At 51.8% G+C, this 19,890-nt stretch carries 15 protein-coding genes and 3 tRNA genes; 1 reads left to right on the top strand and 17 read right to left on the bottom strand.

Annotation, left to right across the window (positions count from 1 at the left end; genetic code table 11):
- Nucleotides 1-45: 45 nt before the first annotated feature.
- From ACMXD4_RS03180 to parC, 15 genes are all read right to left on the bottom strand, one after another.
- Nucleotides 46-837 carry an ABC transporter permease gene (locus tag ACMXD4_RS03180; protein WP_205453118.1) on the bottom strand — a complete coding sequence of 264 codons (792 nt, stop codon included), beginning with the start codon at nt 835-837 and terminating at the stop codon, nt 46-48.
- A 115-nt stretch (nt 838-952) separates the two neighbouring features.
- Nucleotides 953-1,552: an NUDIX hydrolase gene (locus ACMXD4_RS03175; protein WP_415879820.1), complete on the bottom strand. Its 600-nt coding sequence runs from the start codon at nt 1,550-1,552 to the stop codon at nt 953-955.
- 30 nt (nt 1,553-1,582) lie between these two features.
- A complete protein-coding gene (locus tag ACMXD4_RS03170) occupies nt 1,583-2,521 on the bottom strand; it encodes an NAD-dependent epimerase/dehydratase family protein (RefSeq protein ID WP_033155985.1) in 939 nt (312 codons plus the stop codon).
- A gap of 25 nt (nt 2,522-2,546) precedes the next feature.
- Nucleotides 2,547-3,131, bottom strand: coding sequence for an SIS domain-containing protein (locus ACMXD4_RS03165; protein WP_171696635.1), 585 nt, complete (start codon nt 3,129-3,131; stop codon nt 2,547-2,549).
- Nucleotides 3,122-3,841, bottom strand: a complete 720-nt coding sequence (locus ACMXD4_RS03160) for a sugar phosphate nucleotidyltransferase (RefSeq protein ID WP_415879819.1) — start codon at nt 3,839-3,841, stop codon at nt 3,122-3,124. Before ACMXD4_RS03160 ends, ACMXD4_RS03165 begins: the two co-directional genes overlap by 10 nt.
- Before the next feature lie 10 nt (nt 3,842-3,851).
- Complete coding sequence (locus ACMXD4_RS03155; protein ID WP_216614768.1) at nt 3,852-5,021, bottom strand: DegT/DnrJ/EryC1/StrS family aminotransferase; 1,170 nt, start codon at nt 5,019-5,021, stop codon at nt 3,852-3,854.
- On the bottom strand, nt 5,018-6,004 hold the full coding sequence (locus tag ACMXD4_RS03150) for a transketolase family protein (RefSeq protein ID WP_415879818.1): 987 nt from the start codon (nt 6,002-6,004) through the stop codon (nt 5,018-5,020). The genes ACMXD4_RS03155 and ACMXD4_RS03150 overlap by 4 nt, the downstream gene beginning before the upstream one ends.
- The gene (locus ACMXD4_RS03145) at nt 6,001-6,819 is read right to left on the bottom strand and encodes a transketolase (RefSeq protein ID WP_033155980.1); all 819 of its coding nucleotides are present in this window, start codon (nt 6,817-6,819) and stop codon (nt 6,001-6,003) included. Before ACMXD4_RS03145 ends, ACMXD4_RS03150 begins: the two co-directional genes overlap by 4 nt.
- A gap of 94 nt (nt 6,820-6,913) precedes the next feature.
- Nucleotides 6,914-7,909, bottom strand: coding sequence for a kinase (locus ACMXD4_RS03140; protein WP_033155979.1), 996 nt, complete (start codon nt 7,907-7,909; stop codon nt 6,914-6,916).
- 4 nt (nt 7,910-7,913) lie between these two features.
- Nucleotides 7,914-9,434, bottom strand: a complete 1,521-nt coding sequence (locus tag ACMXD4_RS03135) for a B12-binding domain-containing radical SAM protein (RefSeq protein WP_101052016.1) — start codon at nt 9,432-9,434, stop codon at nt 7,914-7,916.
- A 1,595-nt stretch (nt 9,435-11,029) separates the two neighbouring features.
- Complete coding sequence (locus ACMXD4_RS03130; protein ID WP_415879817.1) at nt 11,030-11,176, bottom strand: hypothetical protein; 147 nt, start codon at nt 11,174-11,176, stop codon at nt 11,030-11,032.
- A gap of 1,269 nt (nt 11,177-12,445) precedes the next feature.
- A tRNA-His gene (locus ACMXD4_RS03125) sits at nt 12,446-12,521 on the bottom strand.
- A 21-nt stretch (nt 12,522-12,542) separates the two neighbouring features.
- Nucleotides 12,543-12,619: transfer RNA gene (locus ACMXD4_RS03120), tRNA-Arg, on the bottom strand.
- A gap of 6 nt (nt 12,620-12,625) precedes the next feature.
- Nucleotides 12,626-12,702 (bottom strand) — tRNA-Pro (locus ACMXD4_RS03115).
- Nucleotides 12,703-12,894: 192 nt separating this feature from the next.
- Entirely contained in the window at nt 12,895-15,132 is a 2,238-nt protein-coding gene (gene parC / locus ACMXD4_RS03110; RefSeq protein WP_415879816.1) for a DNA topoisomerase IV subunit A, read from the bottom strand.
- 556 nt (nt 15,133-15,688) lie between these two features.
- Between parC and ACMXD4_RS03105 the strand changes: the two genes are divergently transcribed.
- Complete coding sequence (locus tag ACMXD4_RS03105; RefSeq protein WP_415878136.1) at nt 15,689-16,786, top strand: IS5 family transposase; 1,098 nt, start codon at nt 15,689-15,691, stop codon at nt 16,784-16,786.
- A 153-nt stretch (nt 16,787-16,939) separates the two neighbouring features.
- Here the strand turns inward: ACMXD4_RS03105 and ACMXD4_RS03100 are convergent, their stop codons facing one another.
- The gene (locus ACMXD4_RS03100; protein ID WP_415879815.1) at nt 16,940-18,172 is read right to left on the bottom strand and encodes a glycerophosphodiester phosphodiesterase; all 1,233 of its coding nucleotides are present in this window, start codon (nt 18,170-18,172) and stop codon (nt 16,940-16,942) included.
- An 84-nt stretch (nt 18,173-18,256) separates the two neighbouring features.
- Nucleotides 18,257-19,852 carry an alkaline phosphatase D family protein gene (locus ACMXD4_RS03095; RefSeq protein ID WP_415879814.1) on the bottom strand — a complete coding sequence of 532 codons (1,596 nt, stop codon included), beginning with the start codon at nt 19,850-19,852 and terminating at the stop codon, nt 18,257-18,259.
- Nucleotides 19,853-19,890: the final 38 nt, after the last annotated feature.

The following is a 19,890-nucleotide window of genomic DNA, read 5'->3' as shown; positions in this document are numbered from 1 at the left end:
TTTCAGTTAAATAACGCTTATTAATCACATTATGCTCCATTATTTTCAAAGCATATCGGCAAACTCAGGCTTAAGCCGCCGAAAAATATAAGCACCGAAAAATAGAATCGAAATTGTCACAATCCAAAAAAAAGCAGTATCAGCTAAATTCGGTAATTTCGGCTCCGGAAATATAAGTAAGCCACGATACCCTTCAACAATATAGTAAATTGGATTATAAGATAATAGATGGCGATAATTTTCCGGCAACAGTTCCATTGACCACACAATCGGCGTTAACCAAAACAGAACATTCAATATCACGGATAGGGCTTGCGCTATGTCCCGGTAAAACACTTGTAGCGCGGAAAACAACCAACCCAGACCGAGTAGCAATGTGGCGTTGCACAGCATGAAATAGACCACCAACAAACGCACCGGCGAAAATGCAATGTCATACCAAACTTGCATTCCTATCACAAAGATCATGAAGATCATATGCGGCACAATACCTGCCGTGATGAATACGAAGGGGAGTATTTCGGTCGGAAAAACGGTTTTCTTAATCAGATGAGCGTTACCGGTCACCGATCCGGTAATGGTGATCAAAGTTTCATTGAAATAAAACCAAACCATCAGTCCGGTGATAAACCACATAATGAAAGGCGAACCGGCGGGCGCGGCCGCTTTAAAACCTACCGAGAACACAAAATAAAACACCGCCACCGTAGAGGCTGGCTGGATGATAGACCATAATGCCCCACCCATAGTCCCAACGTATCTGCTTTGCAAATCACGCAAGGCAAGTGCGCCAATTAGTGAACGATACTTCATAATATTACTGACAATATCCAACATGGAATCAAGGCGGAGATTAGATTACCGGGCAAATTAGTTTGGGCGGCGAATTGAACTCAAACTAGCTGATAGCACATTTAAAAAGCCGTAGCGGAGCAACAAATCAAAAATGTCTTCAAACATTGAAATCATGCGTCATCAACCATTTGTAAACCAGCACCAACGAACTGGCGTCTTCGATTTCACCCTCGGCAATCATTTGTAATACCTTGGATCGGTCGAAAAATTGAAGCTCGCCGTGGCCGAACTCCGGTTCGACCTTGGCGCTTGCACCGGCATCGACCGAAGCGGCAAACAGCCGAGAGCGAGCCTGGATAACGCCTGCTTCCGGCGACAGCGCCCCCATATCGCTCAAACCACCGTCCAATAGCACCAACCCCGTCTCTTCCATCAGCTCGCGTTCCGCTGAGGCGGCGGGGCTTTCGCCGGGCTCCCCATGCCCCTTGACCACTTCCCAAGACCAGCGCTGCAAGGGATGTCTTAACACTCGGATCAAGCCAATACAGTGCCTTGCAACCGGAAGTACAGCAACGCCAGCGACAGAGCCCTCGACTAAGCAGCGAGGTACGACGCTCAGATAGCGCGGCACTTCGTTGCCGTGAGAATCGACGACGTGATCGGCATAAACCCGAAATAACGTATTTTCGAATACCTCTTGCCGCCCCAAAAGTTCGATCCGAAAGTTTTCGTCCTTTACGTTATTTTCGTGTTGCATGCCGGCGCTGAGGTTTAGTTTGGTGTTAGATCAAACGTTGCCGTACATCGAGTTCTTGATCATCGTGAAACCTTTGATCAATTCAGCAATACCAGCATCAAGGCTGACAGAAGTTTTATAGCCGGTTGCCTCAATTTTTGCATTGGAGACGATGTAGTTGCGCTGATCGGGATCTTTACCGACCGGTGCGTCGATAAACACGAAGTCGGGTATCTGTTTTTTGATTGTTTCGCACAATTCCTTTTTAGACACATTGGCTTCGGAGAGCCCCACATTGTAAATCTGGCCCTTCATCGCGTCATAATTGGCAATCGCATGCTGGAAAGCCCTTGAAACGTCACGCACGTGTACGTAATTGCGTTTGAAATAACCTTCGAACAGCACGACAAAACGGTCGTTGACAGCGCGATAGGTAAAGTCGTTAACCAGCAAATCAACGCGCATCCTTGGCGACATGCCAAATACGGTCGCCAAACGGAAGCTGATTGCGTTTTCGCGCTGCATCAATTCCTGTTCGATTTTGACCTTTTCGATTGCATATTGCGAAATCGGACGCAACGGTGACTCCTCGGTACAAAAGTTGTTTTCATCGCCGGTGCCGTAAGCGCTGTTCGTGGTCGGCATCAACACGATTTGATCCTTGGCCAACAACTTCAGCATCAGCGTTATCGCGTCGTGGTTGGTAGTGGTTGCGCCGATTGGATCCAGATTGCACAGCGGCGCCCCCACCAGCGCAGCCAACGGAATCACAATATCGGCATTTTTAAGCAATGGTGCGACATTTTTTTCCAAGCGGATGTCACCCTTTACGACCGAGAAATTCGGGTGGTGGCAGACGTGGTTCAAACTGCTTTGCTTGAACATGAAGTTGTCGAGCACCGTAACTTTATGTCCCGCCGCCAGCAAGTCGGGTACCATGGTAGAACCCAGATAGCCGGCACCGCCGGTCACTAAAATGTTGTAACTCATAACTCTCCTTTCGGTTCGAAAAAATTCATTCGCCAAAGATTGCCGCTTCGACGCACTCGCACAGCGTATGCGCCAGGACTATGTGTAATTCCTGAATAGTGCTGGTCGCAGTTCCCGGAACGACTACTGCATACATCGCAAGTTCGCGCGCTTTGCCGCCATCGCGGCCGCAAAATACGATGCTGGGTATCGACATAGCGCGGCATTGCGCCAGCGCTTGCAAGATGTTCGGCGACTGGCCCGACGTGCTGATGCCTAAAAAGATGTCGTTGCCGCAGGCTTTACCGGCCAGCTGCCTGGAAAATACGTGTTCAAATCCGTAGTCGTTGCCGATTGCGGTCAGGATGGAACTATCGACAGTCAGGGCTTCTGCGGGCAAAGCGTCACGTTCCCGCGCTAGTTTACTGACAAACTCCGCCGCCAAATGCTGAGCATCGGCCGCCGAGCCGCCGTTACCGGCGATATAAATGCGGCCACCGTTGCGATAACAGGCAATGACGGCTTCCACCGCTGCGCCGAATTCGGTTAAAGCCTCGGTATCCGCCAATAGACTGATCTTGGCATCAATCGAGGCTTGAACATTGATCCTGATGCGCGAAACTATATCCACGCCGCCTCCTGGTTCAACACTTGCGCGGCGCGTGCGTAATCGTCTGGAATGCCAATGTCGATGAAAGTGCCCGGAAACTCTATACCGGTTAAACGCCGACCGGCCGTCAAAGCCGCCGGAAAAATATCGTCTTCGAGAGACCATTTGGCGTTTGGCGTAAATTGTTCTTCCAACAATGCGCTACGGCGCAGGCAATACACGCCGCCGTTGGCCAAACTGCCGATGCCGCCCTTACCTGACTGCAAGGACTCGATGCGCCCGTCGTCCGCTACTTCCAGCGCCATATAGCGGCCTTCTTCGTTGGAACGAAACAACGAAAAACAGCAATCCGCGTCGTTACGTTGTGCGAAACACATTAACTGCTCCAAATCCACAGCGAAGAAAGTATCGCCGTTGAGCAACAGAAAACGTTCGCGGGCCGGGATGTTGCGTGCGGCTAACAGCCCCCCCCCACCGGTACCCAGAGGAGTTTGTTCGAGCACGTATTCGATCATCGCACCACGGTAATTCTCACCGAAGTAATCAGTGATTGCATCCGAACGGTAGCCAACCGATAGAATGAAACGCTCCACACCCTGGGTACGCCAATACTCGAATAAAAATTCGAGAAACGGCCGACCATTAATTGGGGCCATCGGTTTCGGCAAATCGGGTACCGCGTCACGCAAACGAGTGCCCAAGCCGCCTGCCAGAACAATTGCCGTGGTCACGATGTCGCCGTCAAACCGCGTTGAGCAACGCGCACAGTTCGTCGACTTCGGCAGAGCTCAAGTCGGGGAAATTGCCGATGTAAAAACCGTAAAAATGAACGTGTTCGGTATTCGGATATTCCAGATGATGGCCTTCCGGCACGATGCCGCGCAAATACGGCTGACGGATCTGGTTGCCGCCGCCGGCGCTACCTCGGCGGAATTCGATGCCGGATTCGCGCATTTTTTTCATCACTCGTTGAACCAAATTATCGTCGGCCTCTTTGAGGATCAGATTAAAAGCGTAATTGCTCGACCCCTCAAGTTTGAAATCGGTGCGGTATTTGGACGCATCAATTTTATCGAGAAAGCGCAGCAAATTTTCGGTACGCCGTTGTACGATCATATCGAGGCGTTTGAGTTGGCTACGGCCCATTATGCCGCCGATTTCGGTATTACGGGTGTTATAGGCCGGATAGGCAAAAATAAAATCCGGGTTGAGCTGCGGATTTTCGTCGATGTAGCGTGCCTTCAAATCATTGTCGGTCGCCTCGCGCACCATGCCGTGCGAACGCAACATGCGCACTTGCTGGTAGACCTCGGGGTCGTTGGTGCAAACCATGCCGCCCTCAATGGTGCTCATGTGGTGGGCGTAGTAATAGGAAAAATTGGAAATCCAGCCGATACTACCCAGCAATTTACCGTTATGCCGGGCTCCGTGCGATTCGCAGACATCTTCGATCAACGGAATGTGGCGGCGTTCGAGTTCCGCGACCAGTTCGTCGGTCAGGCCATCGAAACCTTGGACGTGAGTCAGAAATACGGCGCGGGTTTTATCGGTAATCTTACTCAGAATTTGTTGCGTATCCATCGCCAGCGTCGCCGGATTGATGTCGGCAAATATCGGGGTAAAGCCGTTCTGCAACACCGATGCGACATCGGATACCCAGGCCAGCGGCGGCACGATGACTTCGCCGCCTTCGGGGTGGCGTATTTTCAACACCGCCATGGTCAGCAGGTTGGCCGATGCACCGGAATTCAGGAAAACACTGTATTTCACGCCCAGCCACTCCGACCACTCGGCCTCGAACGCGCGCACGTTCACACCATGAGTCAAAATCGGATCGTCTTGTTTGAGATGTTCGATCACTGCGTCGAGATCTTCGCGCAGAATGTTGTTACGCATCAGGGGGAATTTCATGTTGTCGAATACCCGGTTAGTGAGAAAGTGATTGAATGAATGAAGGCCGCAACGCGCCGTTGCACGGCTTCCGGCCCTATGCCGACTTGTTCGTGCAATTCGGCCCGTGTACCCAGCTCAAAACGGTAGCCGCCATTGACCCCCAGATTGAGCAGCGTCAAAGGCAGGTTCCGTCGAGCCAGAAAATCGAATAGCATGGCATCAACCCCACCGCGGCCACTGAAGCCTTCTTCCAAACTGACCAAGCCTTGATAGCCAGCGAGTTCGTCAGCTAAGCTATCCTCATCGAAACGCGCAATGTCCACCAAATCGATGACACCGACATCGTGCTCGGGGTCTTGCTGAGCCGCCACCTTCAGCGCGGTATGTAACATGTAGCCGGTCGCCAGCAAACATATGCGCCGCCCTCGACGGTGAACGTGAAAACCCAATCGCAAATCAGGTGCCGTTTGTTCGTAGATTACCGGCAATACCTGAGCGTCAAAGCGCAAATATTTGGGGCCTGTAGCCGATACGCAGCGCTCGAACAATGCTCCAGCGGTTACATGGTCGGCGGGGGAAAACACCTGAAAATTCGGCATCGCGCGCATAAGGGTCAAGTCTTCGTAGCACTGGTGCGTCGGCCCGGAAACCACGTAACTATACCCGGCGCCGACGCCGATCAAATTAACGTTAATCGGCCGCACCTCCGACAGCAATGCCAAGCTGACACGAATCTGTTCGTAACAGCGCATGGTTATGAACGGCGCGATCGCGTAAGCAAACACGGTAAACCCTTCGAGCGCCAGACCAGCAGACACGTTGATCAAATTTTGCTCGGCGATGCCGACGTTGACAAACCGGGAGGGGAAATCGGCGCGTATTTTATCCAGTATCGGCGAACCAAAATCCGCACTGACGAAAAATATTTTTGCATCCTGCCCCATCGCTTGCCAAATCCGATCAAGCAGAACGTCGCGCATCGGTAGCGGCTTGGTCGTCATGGCAATTGCTCCAGTAGACTGTCAATTAATTCCGGCTTGGGATTAAGAATGTGGGACAAAGGCGCATTCTCCAAACCCGGCACACCGCGACCTTTCAAGGTTTTGGCGATCAGTGCTTTCGGTTTACCAGCCGTCGTCGCCTTCATCTCCAACAAGCCAGCCTGCACAGCCAACACATCGTGACCATCGACTCGGCGGCAATCCCAGCCAAACGCGGTTAAGCGCTCGCTTAGCGAATGGTGGCTGACGATGTCATCGGTATAGCCGAGCATGCTGATACCGTTGTCGTCGATGACGAGATTCAGATTGTCGAGCCTGTGCTGAGAGGCAAACATCGCTGCCTCCCAATTGGCGCCTTCGTGCAATTCACCGTCGCCCGACACAACGAACACTTGTCGATCACTGTCGAGCCGCTTCAAGCCCAGAGCCATACCGGTGGCTACGCCCAGACCATGACCGAGCGAACCGTTGACGGTCTCATAACCGGGAATCACCGGATCGGGAATACCGCCCAAAAAACCGCCGCTATGGCAAACTCGCAACAATTCATCTTTCGAAAAAAAACCGAGATCGGCCAAAATCGGATACATGCAAATTGAACCGTGGCCCTTACTGATCACGCAACGGTCACGATGCGCCGCCAATGGCTGAGAGGCATCGAAACGCAAGACGCCTCCGTAATACAAGGCGACGAAAATTTCAACGGCTGATAGCGACGAAGCCAACCGAGTCTCGGGCGCGCGACGGTGAATCGCTAGCGTCTCTCTCCAGACCCAATGGGCCTTGGCGCGTAAATCAAGGGGTTCGGAATTCAAAGCAGCGCCTCCGTTTCGGCGTTGGTTCGAGAACGGGGCGAACCGTTGGCCACCCCGGCATAAAGGCCAAGACATAAAAACTGGTGCATCACAATTAAAGTCCGTTGGGTTGGTAGAGAACCACTCGGCTGCCGGAGTCTTCGAAATTGAACGGCACGTGAATCAAGTTGTTGAGCCGTTCGCGAATCACGGCCTGTTTCTCCGGTTTAGCAAACAACAATAAGAAACCACCGCCCCCCGCGCCCAAAATTTTGCCGCCGATGGCGCCAGCGTCCATGGCCGCATTGTATATTTCGTCGATCTCTGGGGTGGACACCCGCTCGGACAAGCTACGTTTGTAATGCCAACTGGCATCCAACAGCTTACCAAAGGATTCGATGGGTTCGCGGCCGTCCTGCAGCAATGCAATAGCCTCGTCAACCATTGCCCGCATCAACTTCAGCTCTTTTTCGCGATTTTTCAAATTGTCGATTTTCGACTTCGCGACTTCGGAGGCGATACGCGAGAAGCCGGTAAAGCACAGCATCAAATGTTGACGGAGCTCTTGTTGGCGCTGTTGCGGCAGAATCAACGGTGCAACGTCGAAGGTATCATTGGTATGAAACTCAATCCGGTTGAAGCCACCGAAGGCGGCGGACACTTGATCCTGGGAGCCGACATTCTCACCAATCAAGTTTTGTTCGATGTGAATCGCATCGCTAGCCAATTCATCCTTGTTGGTCATTCGCCCTTGCAAGGCTTGCAAGGCGTTCAATAAGCCCACGGTAAACGACGAACTGGAACCCAAACCGGAACGAGCAGGCAGGTCGCCATCGTGATGAATTTCCAGGCCTTCTGCAACATTTGCCCAGTTAAGCACCGCGCGCACCGCGGGATGTTGAATTTCGTCGTTATGTTTGACGTTTTCGATCAAGGAATAGACGATGCGGTGTTTATGGTCGAAAAACGGCGGCAGGCGACGGCAACTGATGTAGCAATATTTATCGATGGAGGTCGACAGCACGGCGCCGCCATGCTCGCGATACCAACCCGGGTAATCGGTGCCCCCCCCAAAAAACGAAATCCTGAACGGGGTTCTGGTGATAATCAAGTGCTCAATCTCCCAACAATTTTCGCTTAAGGCGGATGCTCGCCATGTCCTCGATATTCTTGCGCTCCTGCACGCCAAAACGGCGCTCGGCAAGCCCGAGATAGGCGGGATTTGAAAAGTAGGTTTGCCATGCCTGATCACGGAAACGCAACACATCCTCCGAACGCAAATACTTAGTCGGCAACGGTTCGCATTCATACGACAGGAAGGCAAAGCCTTCGTAAGTCTCGGGCAGTTTCCAGCCGTTGCGTTTGGCAATATGGTACATAGGACTGCCCGGCAAGGCCTGACAAGGATACATGTTGGCCATCTCGGTATTGAGCTCGATGGCAAGATCGAGCGTTTGCTGCATCGTTTCCAGCGTATCATCCGGGAAGCCGAAGATATAGTTGCTGATAATGCTGATGCCGGCATCGCCAATCGTGTCGCACACGTCACGGATATTGACTTCCTTGAACGACCCCTTGGAAACTTCTTGGCGCACCATTTGATTACCCGCCTCGATGCCCAATGCCAGCCAATTTACGCCGGCGCGTTTAAATAAATCGAGCGCATCGCGCCTGACGGTATCGACGCGGGAATAAGTCCACATGTTAAAGTCGAAACCTCTATCGACCACGTTTTGCAGTATCGGCTCGTAGTACTTACGATTGAGGAAGAACATTTCGTCGCTGATGCGTAGTGTGCGAACGCCAAGCGTCGCCAGTTTTTCCATTTCGCGAATTACCCAGGCTGGCGACCAGAAACGCATGCCGCGGGAGTGCGAGGCATCAATGCCGGCGCCGTTATCGGACCGATTGACAATGTTGATCATGCAGAAATCGCAACCGAAATTGCAACCTAGCGAGGTGTAAATAGCCGCGAACGGTGTGCGTTTGTCGTGGCTGAACTCTGCATGCCAGAAATGCGCCCGATAAAGATCGAGTGGTTTTTCGCGGTAAGGCAGCAAATCCCAGGCATAACCCGGCAGGTCTTCGTCCATTCGTTCCTGCGGCACCACGGACTGAGGTGGGTTGAGCACGGGCAAAGCCGAAGAGCTTTGTTTATAGCCGATGCCCTTGACATGCGCCAAGTCGCTCTTGAGATTGCCTTTCAACAGGTTGTGCAATGCGTAAACACCTTCGTTGAGCAACACAATATCGACGCACTCATGAGCCAGAACGTCCAGAGGCAAAGCGCTCGTATGCGACCCAACAAAGGCAATCGGCGTTTGATTACCAGCAGCATCCTTAAACGCGCTAGCCAAGGCCAATGCGCCGATCATACTGGTTGTTCCGGAATTGGGGTTTTGCCCGTAAACAACAAACACTACCAAACGGGGGTTGAGCTCATCAATGCGCTGAACCGATTGTTCAAGCGTCAAACGCTCAGCGTCGCAATCCATTAAGGCTACATCAAATCCCTTGCTTCGGCATGACTCCGCCAGTAAAAGTGCCCATGTAGGGGGCTCGATAGCTGAATAGGTTTTAGCGAGATCCTGATAAGCCTTAGTAGACGAATCGGGGTTTATGAACAATACATCCATCTAGTATTTAATTATTATGTGAGACTAAGGTCTGTTGCGACTCATTTAGGTAACCGAAAAAACATAATCTAAAGCAATTCTGCTTATGTAATTGCGCTTCAATTTCTACGGCATCAATTGTTAAACGTTGTAAAAAAGCCTTTTCAGAAAAGACCGACTTGTACACGATAAAACACCCTTCCACTACCTGCCGAAGCGGTCGTAATGTTATGTATTACGGCACATCCACCCACTTCTCTTTAAAGTTGATAACTCAATCTATTTAATTATTCGGATCGACGTCAAGCCAATAATAGCATCATTGACTAGCTTCTGACACCAGTTGATTTAAGACCCCGTTAAAAACACAATTCAGTCAGAAAATCACCCTCAAAACACAGCCTAATCATTAAAGTTTACTCATCGACAACAAAAAATCAATAACTTGTCGACAATGTTTTGTAGTAACCATACTTATGGATACTCAACGTCGAAAATAATTTCAACCGCCTGCTGAAAAGGCGATTATCATGAAGATAAAAGTTACGTATTTGACCAGAAAATCCCCATGAGCCAAGCCTAATAAATACAAAATACTTTATCTCTTAATATTTTATTTATTCCACACATTATTAAGAGCTTAAAATGTTTTTTGTAAAAAAGCAATCTACGTTGCCAACCAATTTAATAAGAGCCATGACTTACTTCACTAGATACAACCATGATCGATCAGCCTTGAATCGTCAAAATTAACCAAGCATATTTGTACAACGAGCCTAGACCATATGAACTCAATCTCGCCCGCTTCCACCTACACCCCGGCAAGAGACAGTTTTAAGTTCGAAGGCTTCTGGCGATTAAAACAGAAAAAATGACCGTATCAAAATCCATTCTAACGGAATTGTTCGAGGCCTTACTCAGGCTATCAATAACCTGAGGATCTCACTAGTGAAAACAGCCTGCTGACGCAACACCCCCAAAACCAAACGCCCTCGTGCTCGCGAGATCGAGCATAGCACGCAAATCGTGCCTAGCTTCAGAATGACGTAAGCGATTGGCGCAGCGTACCATCATGCCCGACAATGGCATCGAACAATCAAGCCCCCAACCAGGACAACTGGCATTTTCTCGCCTATCCACGAGAGTTATTACGTTCGATCCGCCGACAATCCGGCACATTGTATTGCTCAGCATTATGTCGGCAGGCTCGGAATTGCAAGCTGCGTTGCCACCACTCCCCTTATCGGGCGTGTTTGACGCGGAAGGCATTTTACAGCGACTCACAACCTCCTTTCCAGCCTGACGCCAAACTGGGATTTCGAAACCGCTCTAGTGTTTTTTGTTGGCTGATCGCGGTGCAGACCCATGCCGTTCCGAGACCGGGAAAGTCACTCGCTGCAATTACACGTCGCCGATCATTTGCTGGTAATGATTGACGTATACCCCCTAAGCTACCCGACTCTTCCGAAATCGCCGACGCTCGACAGCAATTGCCGCACATGCTTCCAGCGTTTTCGGCCCGGCATAACCTATTGGCGATTGCATGGCAAACCCAGACTTTCCGCCTCCCCGCGACGAGCCTGCACAGCCACAAGACCTGATTATCCTACTTTCAGTCACCCCCAGTCGCACTTCGCGTTGACGGCCAAGCACTTGGCAATACCTGCCAAATAGACCACAACCATCACCTGCGTTTCCGGCACCGGCAAAACCACCCGGATCAACTCACTCATCAGGCTGATAGCACCGAATAGCAGCACCATTTGGATTGACTAGGCGCACTGACTGCACTTCCGGGATGGCGAAAAAGCATTGCTTATATTCCAGAGGAAATACTGATTCAGGCCAGCACCTTCCGCGACAATCTGCTCTAGAGCAACACTGCACTGACCGACGATGAAATCTGGAGCATACTCGAGCGATCCGCCTCGTCCTGACTTATCGAAAAGCTATCGCTCGGTCTGAATACCCCCATTGGCGAACGAGACATCAAGCCTTACGACGGGGAGCCGCAGCGCCTGGCGCTGACTCGCGCCCCGCACAGGCGCATGGCAATACTGATAGCCAGCCGCCAACATGAAGAGCTGTGCCGGTTTGATCGACGGCACGACAAAGATGGCGGACGGCAAGATCGAAGCCTAGCGCCCAACTCCGTGCAATAGCTTAAACACGACACTGTAGGCCCGCTCCGCCCCACCTCTACGCAACGACTGACGTCGGCTTACATCGTCTAGGTATAGCTGAGCATATCGGTGTTATTGGCGGGGCGGGAGGTGCCGAAAGTATTCGGCGACTATTTCTATTTGGAACGCTGGACTTTCCACCTTGCTGATGTGCACCAAAACCTCCACCAACCCAGCATTGGCGCAGAGCCACTTGCTGACCGCTTCGTTGGCAATCGTACTCGGCACAGCCCTTGCACTACCACTTACTGAGGCCGCCCCCTATCCCTACAGATATTCGCGCGCCTTAAGAACGCCGGGGATTTTTACAGAGAGGTCCACCTGTAGATATACTGCAAAACCTTCAGCACCTTACCGGTCAACAGCACCGCACTAAACACCGCCCCCAGCGCAAACAGCGTATTTTTTCCTGAGGCGGAACTGATGGCATGCCGGGTAATGTTGCGCAGAGACTGTCAACGGCGCGCGTATTACCCTTGGGAGTTTTCGACCACAGAACAAGCCTCGGCTTTGTCTAGCTCGAACTGGCCGCCCGCCAATTCAAAACCCGGAAAAAGAAGGCTAATTTCAAACTAAGAACCAGACGACTTCAACGGGAAATATTCATCAATAGACTTATGCAGCAAAACAGTAGCCAACTCGAAACCGCGCCATCCAACGCCTAGAAGCATAAAATTCCAACCGCGCTTAATAAGCACATGAAATAGCCGTCCTCATTTGTTGTCCTTTTTCATTAGACACCGAAGCACGCGACACAGAAATAGAGAGCAATCATTGTAAATGATGACTTTCTTTTGACACTTTATCACTCATAGCAACCGCCTTTGAATGATAAGTTATTGAATTTATTGGGGTGAACGATGGGGCTCGAACCCACGACAACCGGAATCACAATCCGGGACTCTACCAACTGAGCTACGCTCACCATAATGATGATTTTTTGCGATGGCACGCTTGGCAGGACTCGAACCTGCGACCCTCGGCTTAGAAGGCCGATGCTCTATCCAGCTGAGCTACAAGCGCAAATCTTGGTCGGGGTAGAGAGATTCGAACTCCCGACATTCTGCTCCCAAAGCAGACGCGCTACCAGACTGCGCTATACCCCGAATTGACCTTCTTATTATCCCGAAGAGCAGAAGCGCTCCAGAAAGATGACTATGATAAAGACATTGATTGCTTACGTCAACAGATTTTTTCAAACTGATCTGATAAACCGATTTTGAGCCTCAAATAGTTGGCACAAAAAATCCCAAAAAAAGCTTTTAAACTCCCAATAATATGTCCAGCACCGCAAAGTATTAAGCAACAATACACTCCAACCCATCCACTTTTTGGAAACCACGCGGCAATGCTGTGCCACGATTCGCACGATTGCCAGTGTATTGGGCAATATCCATGGCTTTCAGGGTGACATGCCGCTTGCCTGAGACGATTTTCAATTCGCTGCTCGCCGACAACGCCGTTACCGCGACCACAGCATCCTTACCGGAAACCAAGTCCCCGCCAGGAATCTGAATTAGTTTATTACCCTTGCCTTTCGCCAACTCGGGCAGATCCAACGCTGGAAATATCAACAATCTACCCTGGAAGGTCGCAACCGCCAGCAAGTCGTGACCAGTTGGAATCGGCGCCGGCGTTAAAACTTTGGCGCCAGTTGGCAAGCTCAACAACGCCTTCCCAGCTTTATTTTTACTTTGCAGCTCTTTTAACTGCACTCGAAAACCGTAACCGGCATCACTGGCAATCAATAGCCAATCGTCGGCTTGCCCAGTAAATACATCGGTAAACAAACTACCTGGCGGCGGATTAAGCCGACCGGTCAGCGGCTCACCCTGACTTCGCGCAGAGGGCAAATCATGAGTCGTAATGGTATAGACTCGGCCGGTGGAGTCCAATACATACGCCGATTGCGTGGTCCGGCCTTTCGCTGACGATAAATACGCATCGCCGGCGCGATAGCTCAAACTTTCGACTTCTATATCATAGCCTTTGGCCGCCCTGATCCAGCCTTTTTGCGACAAGATAATCGTCACCGGTTCATTCGCGATAAGCTCAGTGGTATCCAGGGCCTGAGCCGCATCCCGCGCGACAATGGGCGAACGCCGGTCATCGCCGTATTTTTCCGCATCCCGTTCGATTTCCCTGCGGATCAGTCGATTCAACAAGCGTTCAGAGCCCAAGGTTTTTTCCAAGGCCTGTCTCTCCTGCTCAAGTTCGTCCTGTTCACCGCGAATCTTCATTTCCTCGAGCTTGGCCAAGTGCCGCAATTTCAGCTCAAGGATCGCTTCCGCTTGCAGATCGCTGAGGCCAAACCGCGCCATCAGAACCGGCTTAGGATGATCTTCGCTTCTAATAATCGCAATCACTTCGTCGATATTCAGATAGGCAATTAGCAAACCTTCCAGAATATGCAAACGTGCCAGCACTTTATCCAAACGATATTGCAGACGACGACGCACAGTTTCGGTTCTAAAGCTGATCCATTCAGTCAAAATCATCCGTAGATTTTTGACCTGCGGCTTACCGTTCAAGCCGATCATATTCATATTGACCCGATAATTTTTTTCCAGGTCAGTCGTGGCGAATAAATGCGACATCACCGCATCGACATCGATGCGCTTGGTCTTGGGAATAACTAACAACCGTGTCGGATTTTCGTGATCGGATTCGTCGCGCAAATCCTCGATCATCGGCAACTTTTTCGCCAGCATTTGCGCGGCAATTTGCTCCAGCAACTTGGCACCGGACACCTGGTGCGGCAAAGCCGTGATGACGATATTGCCATCTTCCAGCTCGTATTTGGCACGCATCTTTACCGAGCCGTTGCCGGTCGCATACATTTTTTGAATATCGACACTAGCCGTCACAATCTCGGCATCCGTTGGATAATCCGGTCCTTTGATATGCGTCAGCAAATTTTCGAGTGGCGTTTCCGGATCGTCCAGTAATTGCAGACAAGCATTGGCGACTTCGCGCAGATTGTGCGGCGGAATATCGGTTGCCATCCCCACTGCGATACCCATCGTGCCGTTCAGCAGCACATTCGGCAAGCGGGCCGGCATGAGACTGGGCTCTTTTAAGGTGCCGTCGAAATTGTCGGTCCAGTCCACCGTGCCCTGCCCCAATTCGCTAAGCAAGGTTTGCGCGTAAGCGGTCAGCCGTGACTCGGTGTACCGCATGGCGGCAAAAGATTTTGGATCATCCGGCGAACCCCAGTTGCCTTGGCCATCAATCAAGGGATAACGGTAAGAAAAGTCCTGAGCCATCAACACCATGGCTTCGTAACAAGCCGAATCGCCATGCGGATGGTATTTACCCAGCACGTCACCGACGGTACGGGCCGATTTTTTGTATTTGGCCAACGCCGTTAGGCCCAACTCGGACATCGCGTACACGATACGGCGCTGTACTGGCTTTAGGCCGTCACCGATGTGCGGTAAAGCCCGATCCAAAATTACATACATGGAATAATCCAGATAAGCTTTTTCGGTGAATTCTTTTAGCGGGAGTTGTTCGAAGTTTTCCTGTACACCCATGGTTTTGCGAGTAATCCTGTGTTGAAAGCCGCCGAACCGCGACGAAATAGAGGGCGGCTAAAATACCACAGTCGTAGCATGATGGGGTGCTGGACATTGGCCTTCTCTGGGTGGATTCGATGAATCAACCCAGAGAAGGCCAAATTCGTTGCATGCTGATCAAGAATTCTAGCCACTCCAAGCCGGCATCACGTGACACCGACAAACTTGCCAGCTATCCAAATCATATACGCTTTGCCATGCGTAGTTAACCTTTCGGGGAAGAGGTTATGCCCGGGCACGGCACGCTAGGCCAACTAATGACTACCACCATCCGCCGGAACAAGCTCGCCGCTAACGTACAATAACTAAAGTACAACTCGTTCCGGCGCTTGTTCGCCTAACACCAAGGCGATGCTCCGCAAGCCATGGAGCTTGCAGAACATAATGACAATCATCGACTAGCGCTAACGATGACGCCCTAGCAGGCTGGTGAAAAACTCGAAAAGCCAAGTAAGCTAAGGCATAGATGAGGGGCCAACTGTTAAAATAGGCTACCTAAATTTGGAGCCTTTCAATGCGCGGACACGATGCCATTCAAAACAGCTGGTTCAGCTATGTTAGCCTGGAAGACCGTATTCCCAAACAGCATCCGTTGCGTCGTTTACGGCTACTGGTTGATGGCGTATTGGCCTCTATGGATGCCGTCTTTGCCGAGCGTTACTCGCACACAGGCCGTCCCTCGATTGCCCCTGAAAAACTGCTGCGCGCCTTGCTGTTACAAGTCCTGTATACGGTCCGTAGCGAGCGTCAGTTGATGGAACAACTGGACTACAACCTGTTGTTTCGCTGGTTTGTCGGTCTGGGCATCGACGACGCCGTGTGGGAACGCACAGTGTTCAGTGCCAACCGCGAACGTCTGTTGTCTGAAGCCCTGAGTCGCGAATTTTTTGAGCGGGTACTGGCCATAGCCGAATGGCAAAATCTGGTGTCCGACGAACACTTCAGCGTCGACGGTAGCCTGATTGAAGCCTGGGCCTCGCACAAAAGCTTCGTCAAAAAAGATGGTAGTGGTCCCGATAAACCCGCCGGCCGCAATCCCGAGATCGACTTCAGTGGCGAAAAGCGCAGCAACGCCACCCATCAAAGTACAACCGATCCCGAAGCCCGGCTTTACAAGAAAGGCGAATACACCGAGGCCAAACTGCGTTACATCACCCATGCCTTGTCCGAGAATCGCAACGGCCTGATTGTCGATGTCGAAACCACACAAGCCACCGGCACCGCCGAAATCGAAGCCGCGCAAAAAATGATCAAACGCCGCGTGCCCCAAGGTGGCAGCGTCGGTGCCGACAAAGGCTATGACCAACCGGCGTTCGTCAACGGACTCGAGTCCCGTGATATCAAAGCCCATGTGGCCCGCAAAAAGATTGGCAGTGCCGTCGACGGCCGCACCGCGCGCGGCAAAGGTTACGCCCAAAGTCTCAAGCGCCGCAAAATCGTCGAAGAAGCCTTTGGCTGGGTCAAAACGGTCGGCGGCCTGCGCAAAACCCGTCACATCGGCTTAGCCAAAGTCGCGGGTCAGGCCTTGTTTTGCTTTGCCGCCTACAACCTGACGCGCATGCTCAACCTATTGGTGTTCACGCCGAAACCGGCGTGGAGTGCACCCGCCTAGGGTGAAGTTCGCCTGAAAACCGTCCACAGACGGCTTCAGGCGAATAAAAAGCCCTTGAAACCGGGGCAAAACGCTTGAAACTCGATGTCATGACCGATTTCAACTCGAAAAAATCACGAACATCGTGGGTAAGGGGAAATATCGGCGGGTTTTTCACCAGCCTGCTAGGTGACTCCACTCCAATCCGCAACATTCTCCAGCCTGCGTGCCATCCCCGTGCACCGACGCCTCACGCGCTGCCACCCCGGTGTCGGCAAAGTCGGTAAACAAGCCATCCACACCCAAATCAAAGTAATACGTCATTTCCTGCTGCGGATCAGCAAAGCCGTAGCCACTGGCGTCGTTGCGGAACGTCCAGGTGTGCACCAGCAAACCTTTATCGTGGGCCATTTCCACGACGCCGGTACTGCCTTCTACCCGGCGGTCGTTGATCGTGATAGTGCCGTCGCCGTCACGATCCACACCGTCAGCAACCGTTTTTACCAAATACGGCTTCCAAGGACCAATCGCATCCGCGTAGGATTTAACAAAATCCAGACCGTCGCTACTCAGCAAGTCGGCGAATGTGCGTTGATCGCCTTTTACTACAAAGTCATAAGGCTGCTTGTAAGGCGCGATCAACGACATCGAGCCATCCGCATTGACATCATCGGCGTCGATCAACTGTACCAATTTGATGTTGGTCTTGCGGCTTAAATATTGCAGATTGCCGACTTCGAAAGACTGGATAAACACCGGCTCGCAGGCACTGTTGCCATATTCCTTATGCAGTTTTTTTAACAGTTTGTCTTCGAAGAAATGCTTGCCAAATAGCGGCTTACCCTTAGCATTCTGCAGTTCGGCGTGATAAGTCGAATGTTTGATTTCAGGGTAGATACCAATCCGGCGACCGGTTTTTGCACTTTGCTGCTTGGCCAGCGCAATCACTTCTTTCAAAGTCGGGATTTCAAACTCACCGTCGTAAGAATTATCCCGACCGCGGGTTTGGATAGCCCGCAGGGTTTTGATTTCTTTCAAGGTAAAGTCGCTGGCAAACCAATCGGTCACGGCCACGCCATCCACCATGCGAGTGGTTTTGCGATCAGCAAATTCCGGATGATTGGCCACATCGGTGGTGCCGCCTATCATCGGTTCGTGGCGGGCAATCATTTGGCCGTCCTTGGTCAGCACCAGGTCGGGTTCGATAAAATCAGCACCCAATTCAATCGCCAGTGCATAGCCTGCCAGCGTATGTTCGGGACGATAGCCGGACGCGCCGCGATGGCCGATGACCAGCGGGCCGGCACTGGCGTGTTCGTGATGTTCACTGTGCGGCTGCGCCTGAGCACTGTTTTGGATACCGATAGCAGCCAGCATGGCCATAGTCAATAACGTGGGTTTCAACATGAATAGAGTCCTTATTTTGCTTGAAGTTAAATGGCTTAACCAGAGAAATGGCCGGGCGGCACATACCGTCTTGACCACTTGGCTTTAGTCGTGATCGCGGTCGTGATGATCGTGCTCGCGTTCACGCTCGGCTTCCGCCGCCAGGGTTTTACTGAAGACCACGGCGCCGTCGATGTCCTTAAAATCCACCGTCATGGCGCGGCTTTTCTTGTCGATATTCACTTCGCCAAAAAATTGCAAGCCGGCGTAAGGCGACAGATTGGCTTGACCGGCTGGCGGCGCTTTCGAGAAAACCACTTGCGGACCGAAGGTGCCGTCAGTGCTGTTGGGTCCGAAGGAGCCGGCATTTAACGGACCGGCGACGAACTCCCAGAACGGCGCGAAGTCTTTGGATGCCGCTTTGGCGGGATCGTAATAATGCGCGGCGGCATAATGGACATCGGCAGTCAGCCAAACCAGATTGTTGATTTGCTCATGCTTGATAAAACTCAACAGACGAGCCATTTCCAGTTCCCGCCCGGCAGCCGGCCCATCGTTGCCGTTTGCTACAGCTTCCCAACGCGCTTGGCCTTGGGCCGTGTTACCGTCGCCGATATTCAAACCAATCGGCATGTCGGCGGAGATGACTTTCCAGGTGGCTTTAGAGTGCTTCAACTCGTCCTGCAGCCAAGCCATTTGCTCGGCACCGAGGAAAGCGGTTTCGGCATTTTCTTGAGTTTGCAGATTGGCGGTGTTAGGGCCGCGATAGCTGCGCATATCCAGTACGAACACGTCCAATAGTTTGCCGTAGGAAATTTTGCGATAAATCCGCTCGGATTCTTCGGCGTCGTGCGGACGCAACGGCGCATACTCCAAGAAGGCTTTAGTGGCGTGGGCAATCAACGTCGGTACATTTTTTTCGGTGTAGCGCGGATCGGCGCTCAGGTCTTTGGAATCTGAGCAGTTATTCACCACTTCATGATCGTCCCACTGCCAGATTTGCGGCACTTCGGCGTTGAAGCGGCGGACGTTTTCGTCTAACAGATTGTATTTGTAGCGGCCACGGAACTCGTCCAAGGTTTCAGCGACTTTGCTTACTTCCGGCGTGACCACATTAGTCCAAATCTGGCCGTTCTCGGCCAGTTTGCTCTCCGGAATAGGCCCGTCCGAATACACGTTGTCGCCGCTTTGAATGAAAAACTGCGGCTGGACTTGGCGCATCGCTTCGTAAATCTTCATACCGCCAAAGCTCTCGTTGATACCCCAGCCTTGACCAGCGGTGTCGCCGCCCCAAACAAAACGAATATCGTCGCGCTTACCGATAGTATGGAAATGGCCAACCTCCGCTGCGCTTTTGCCGCGAGCGTTGGTTAAATCTTCAAACCAGACTTTCACATACACGTCTTTGCCATCCGCTAATCCAGTCAAGTCCTGGCGGGCGGTAAAGTCGGTTTCTGCCAATGCATACGGGCCACGGACACTAATCGCGTCCTTGAACTGCGGGTTATAAGCATATTTCAGCATCATACGCGCCGGGCGATCAGCACGGCTCCAAACGATGGCCCGACCCGGAGCCAAATCCCCGATCTGGATGCCTTGCTCCATTTGCGGCACATCAACGGTTTGTGCAAATACCGGCGCGTTCAGCGCTAACAGGCCGGCTATTGCCAATGCCAGCTTGGTTGGCTTTATGAATTGCATTGTGACTGCTCCTAAGCGTTGTGAAGAGGCCGGGATTA

It is taken from the genome of Methylomonas sp. TEB (genome assembly GCF_047777895.1).
GTDB lineage: Bacteria > Pseudomonadota > Gammaproteobacteria > Methylococcales > Methylomonadaceae > Methylomonas.
Note: the sequence above shows the minus strand (reverse complement) of the source record. Positions and strands in the feature narration are given on the sequence as shown.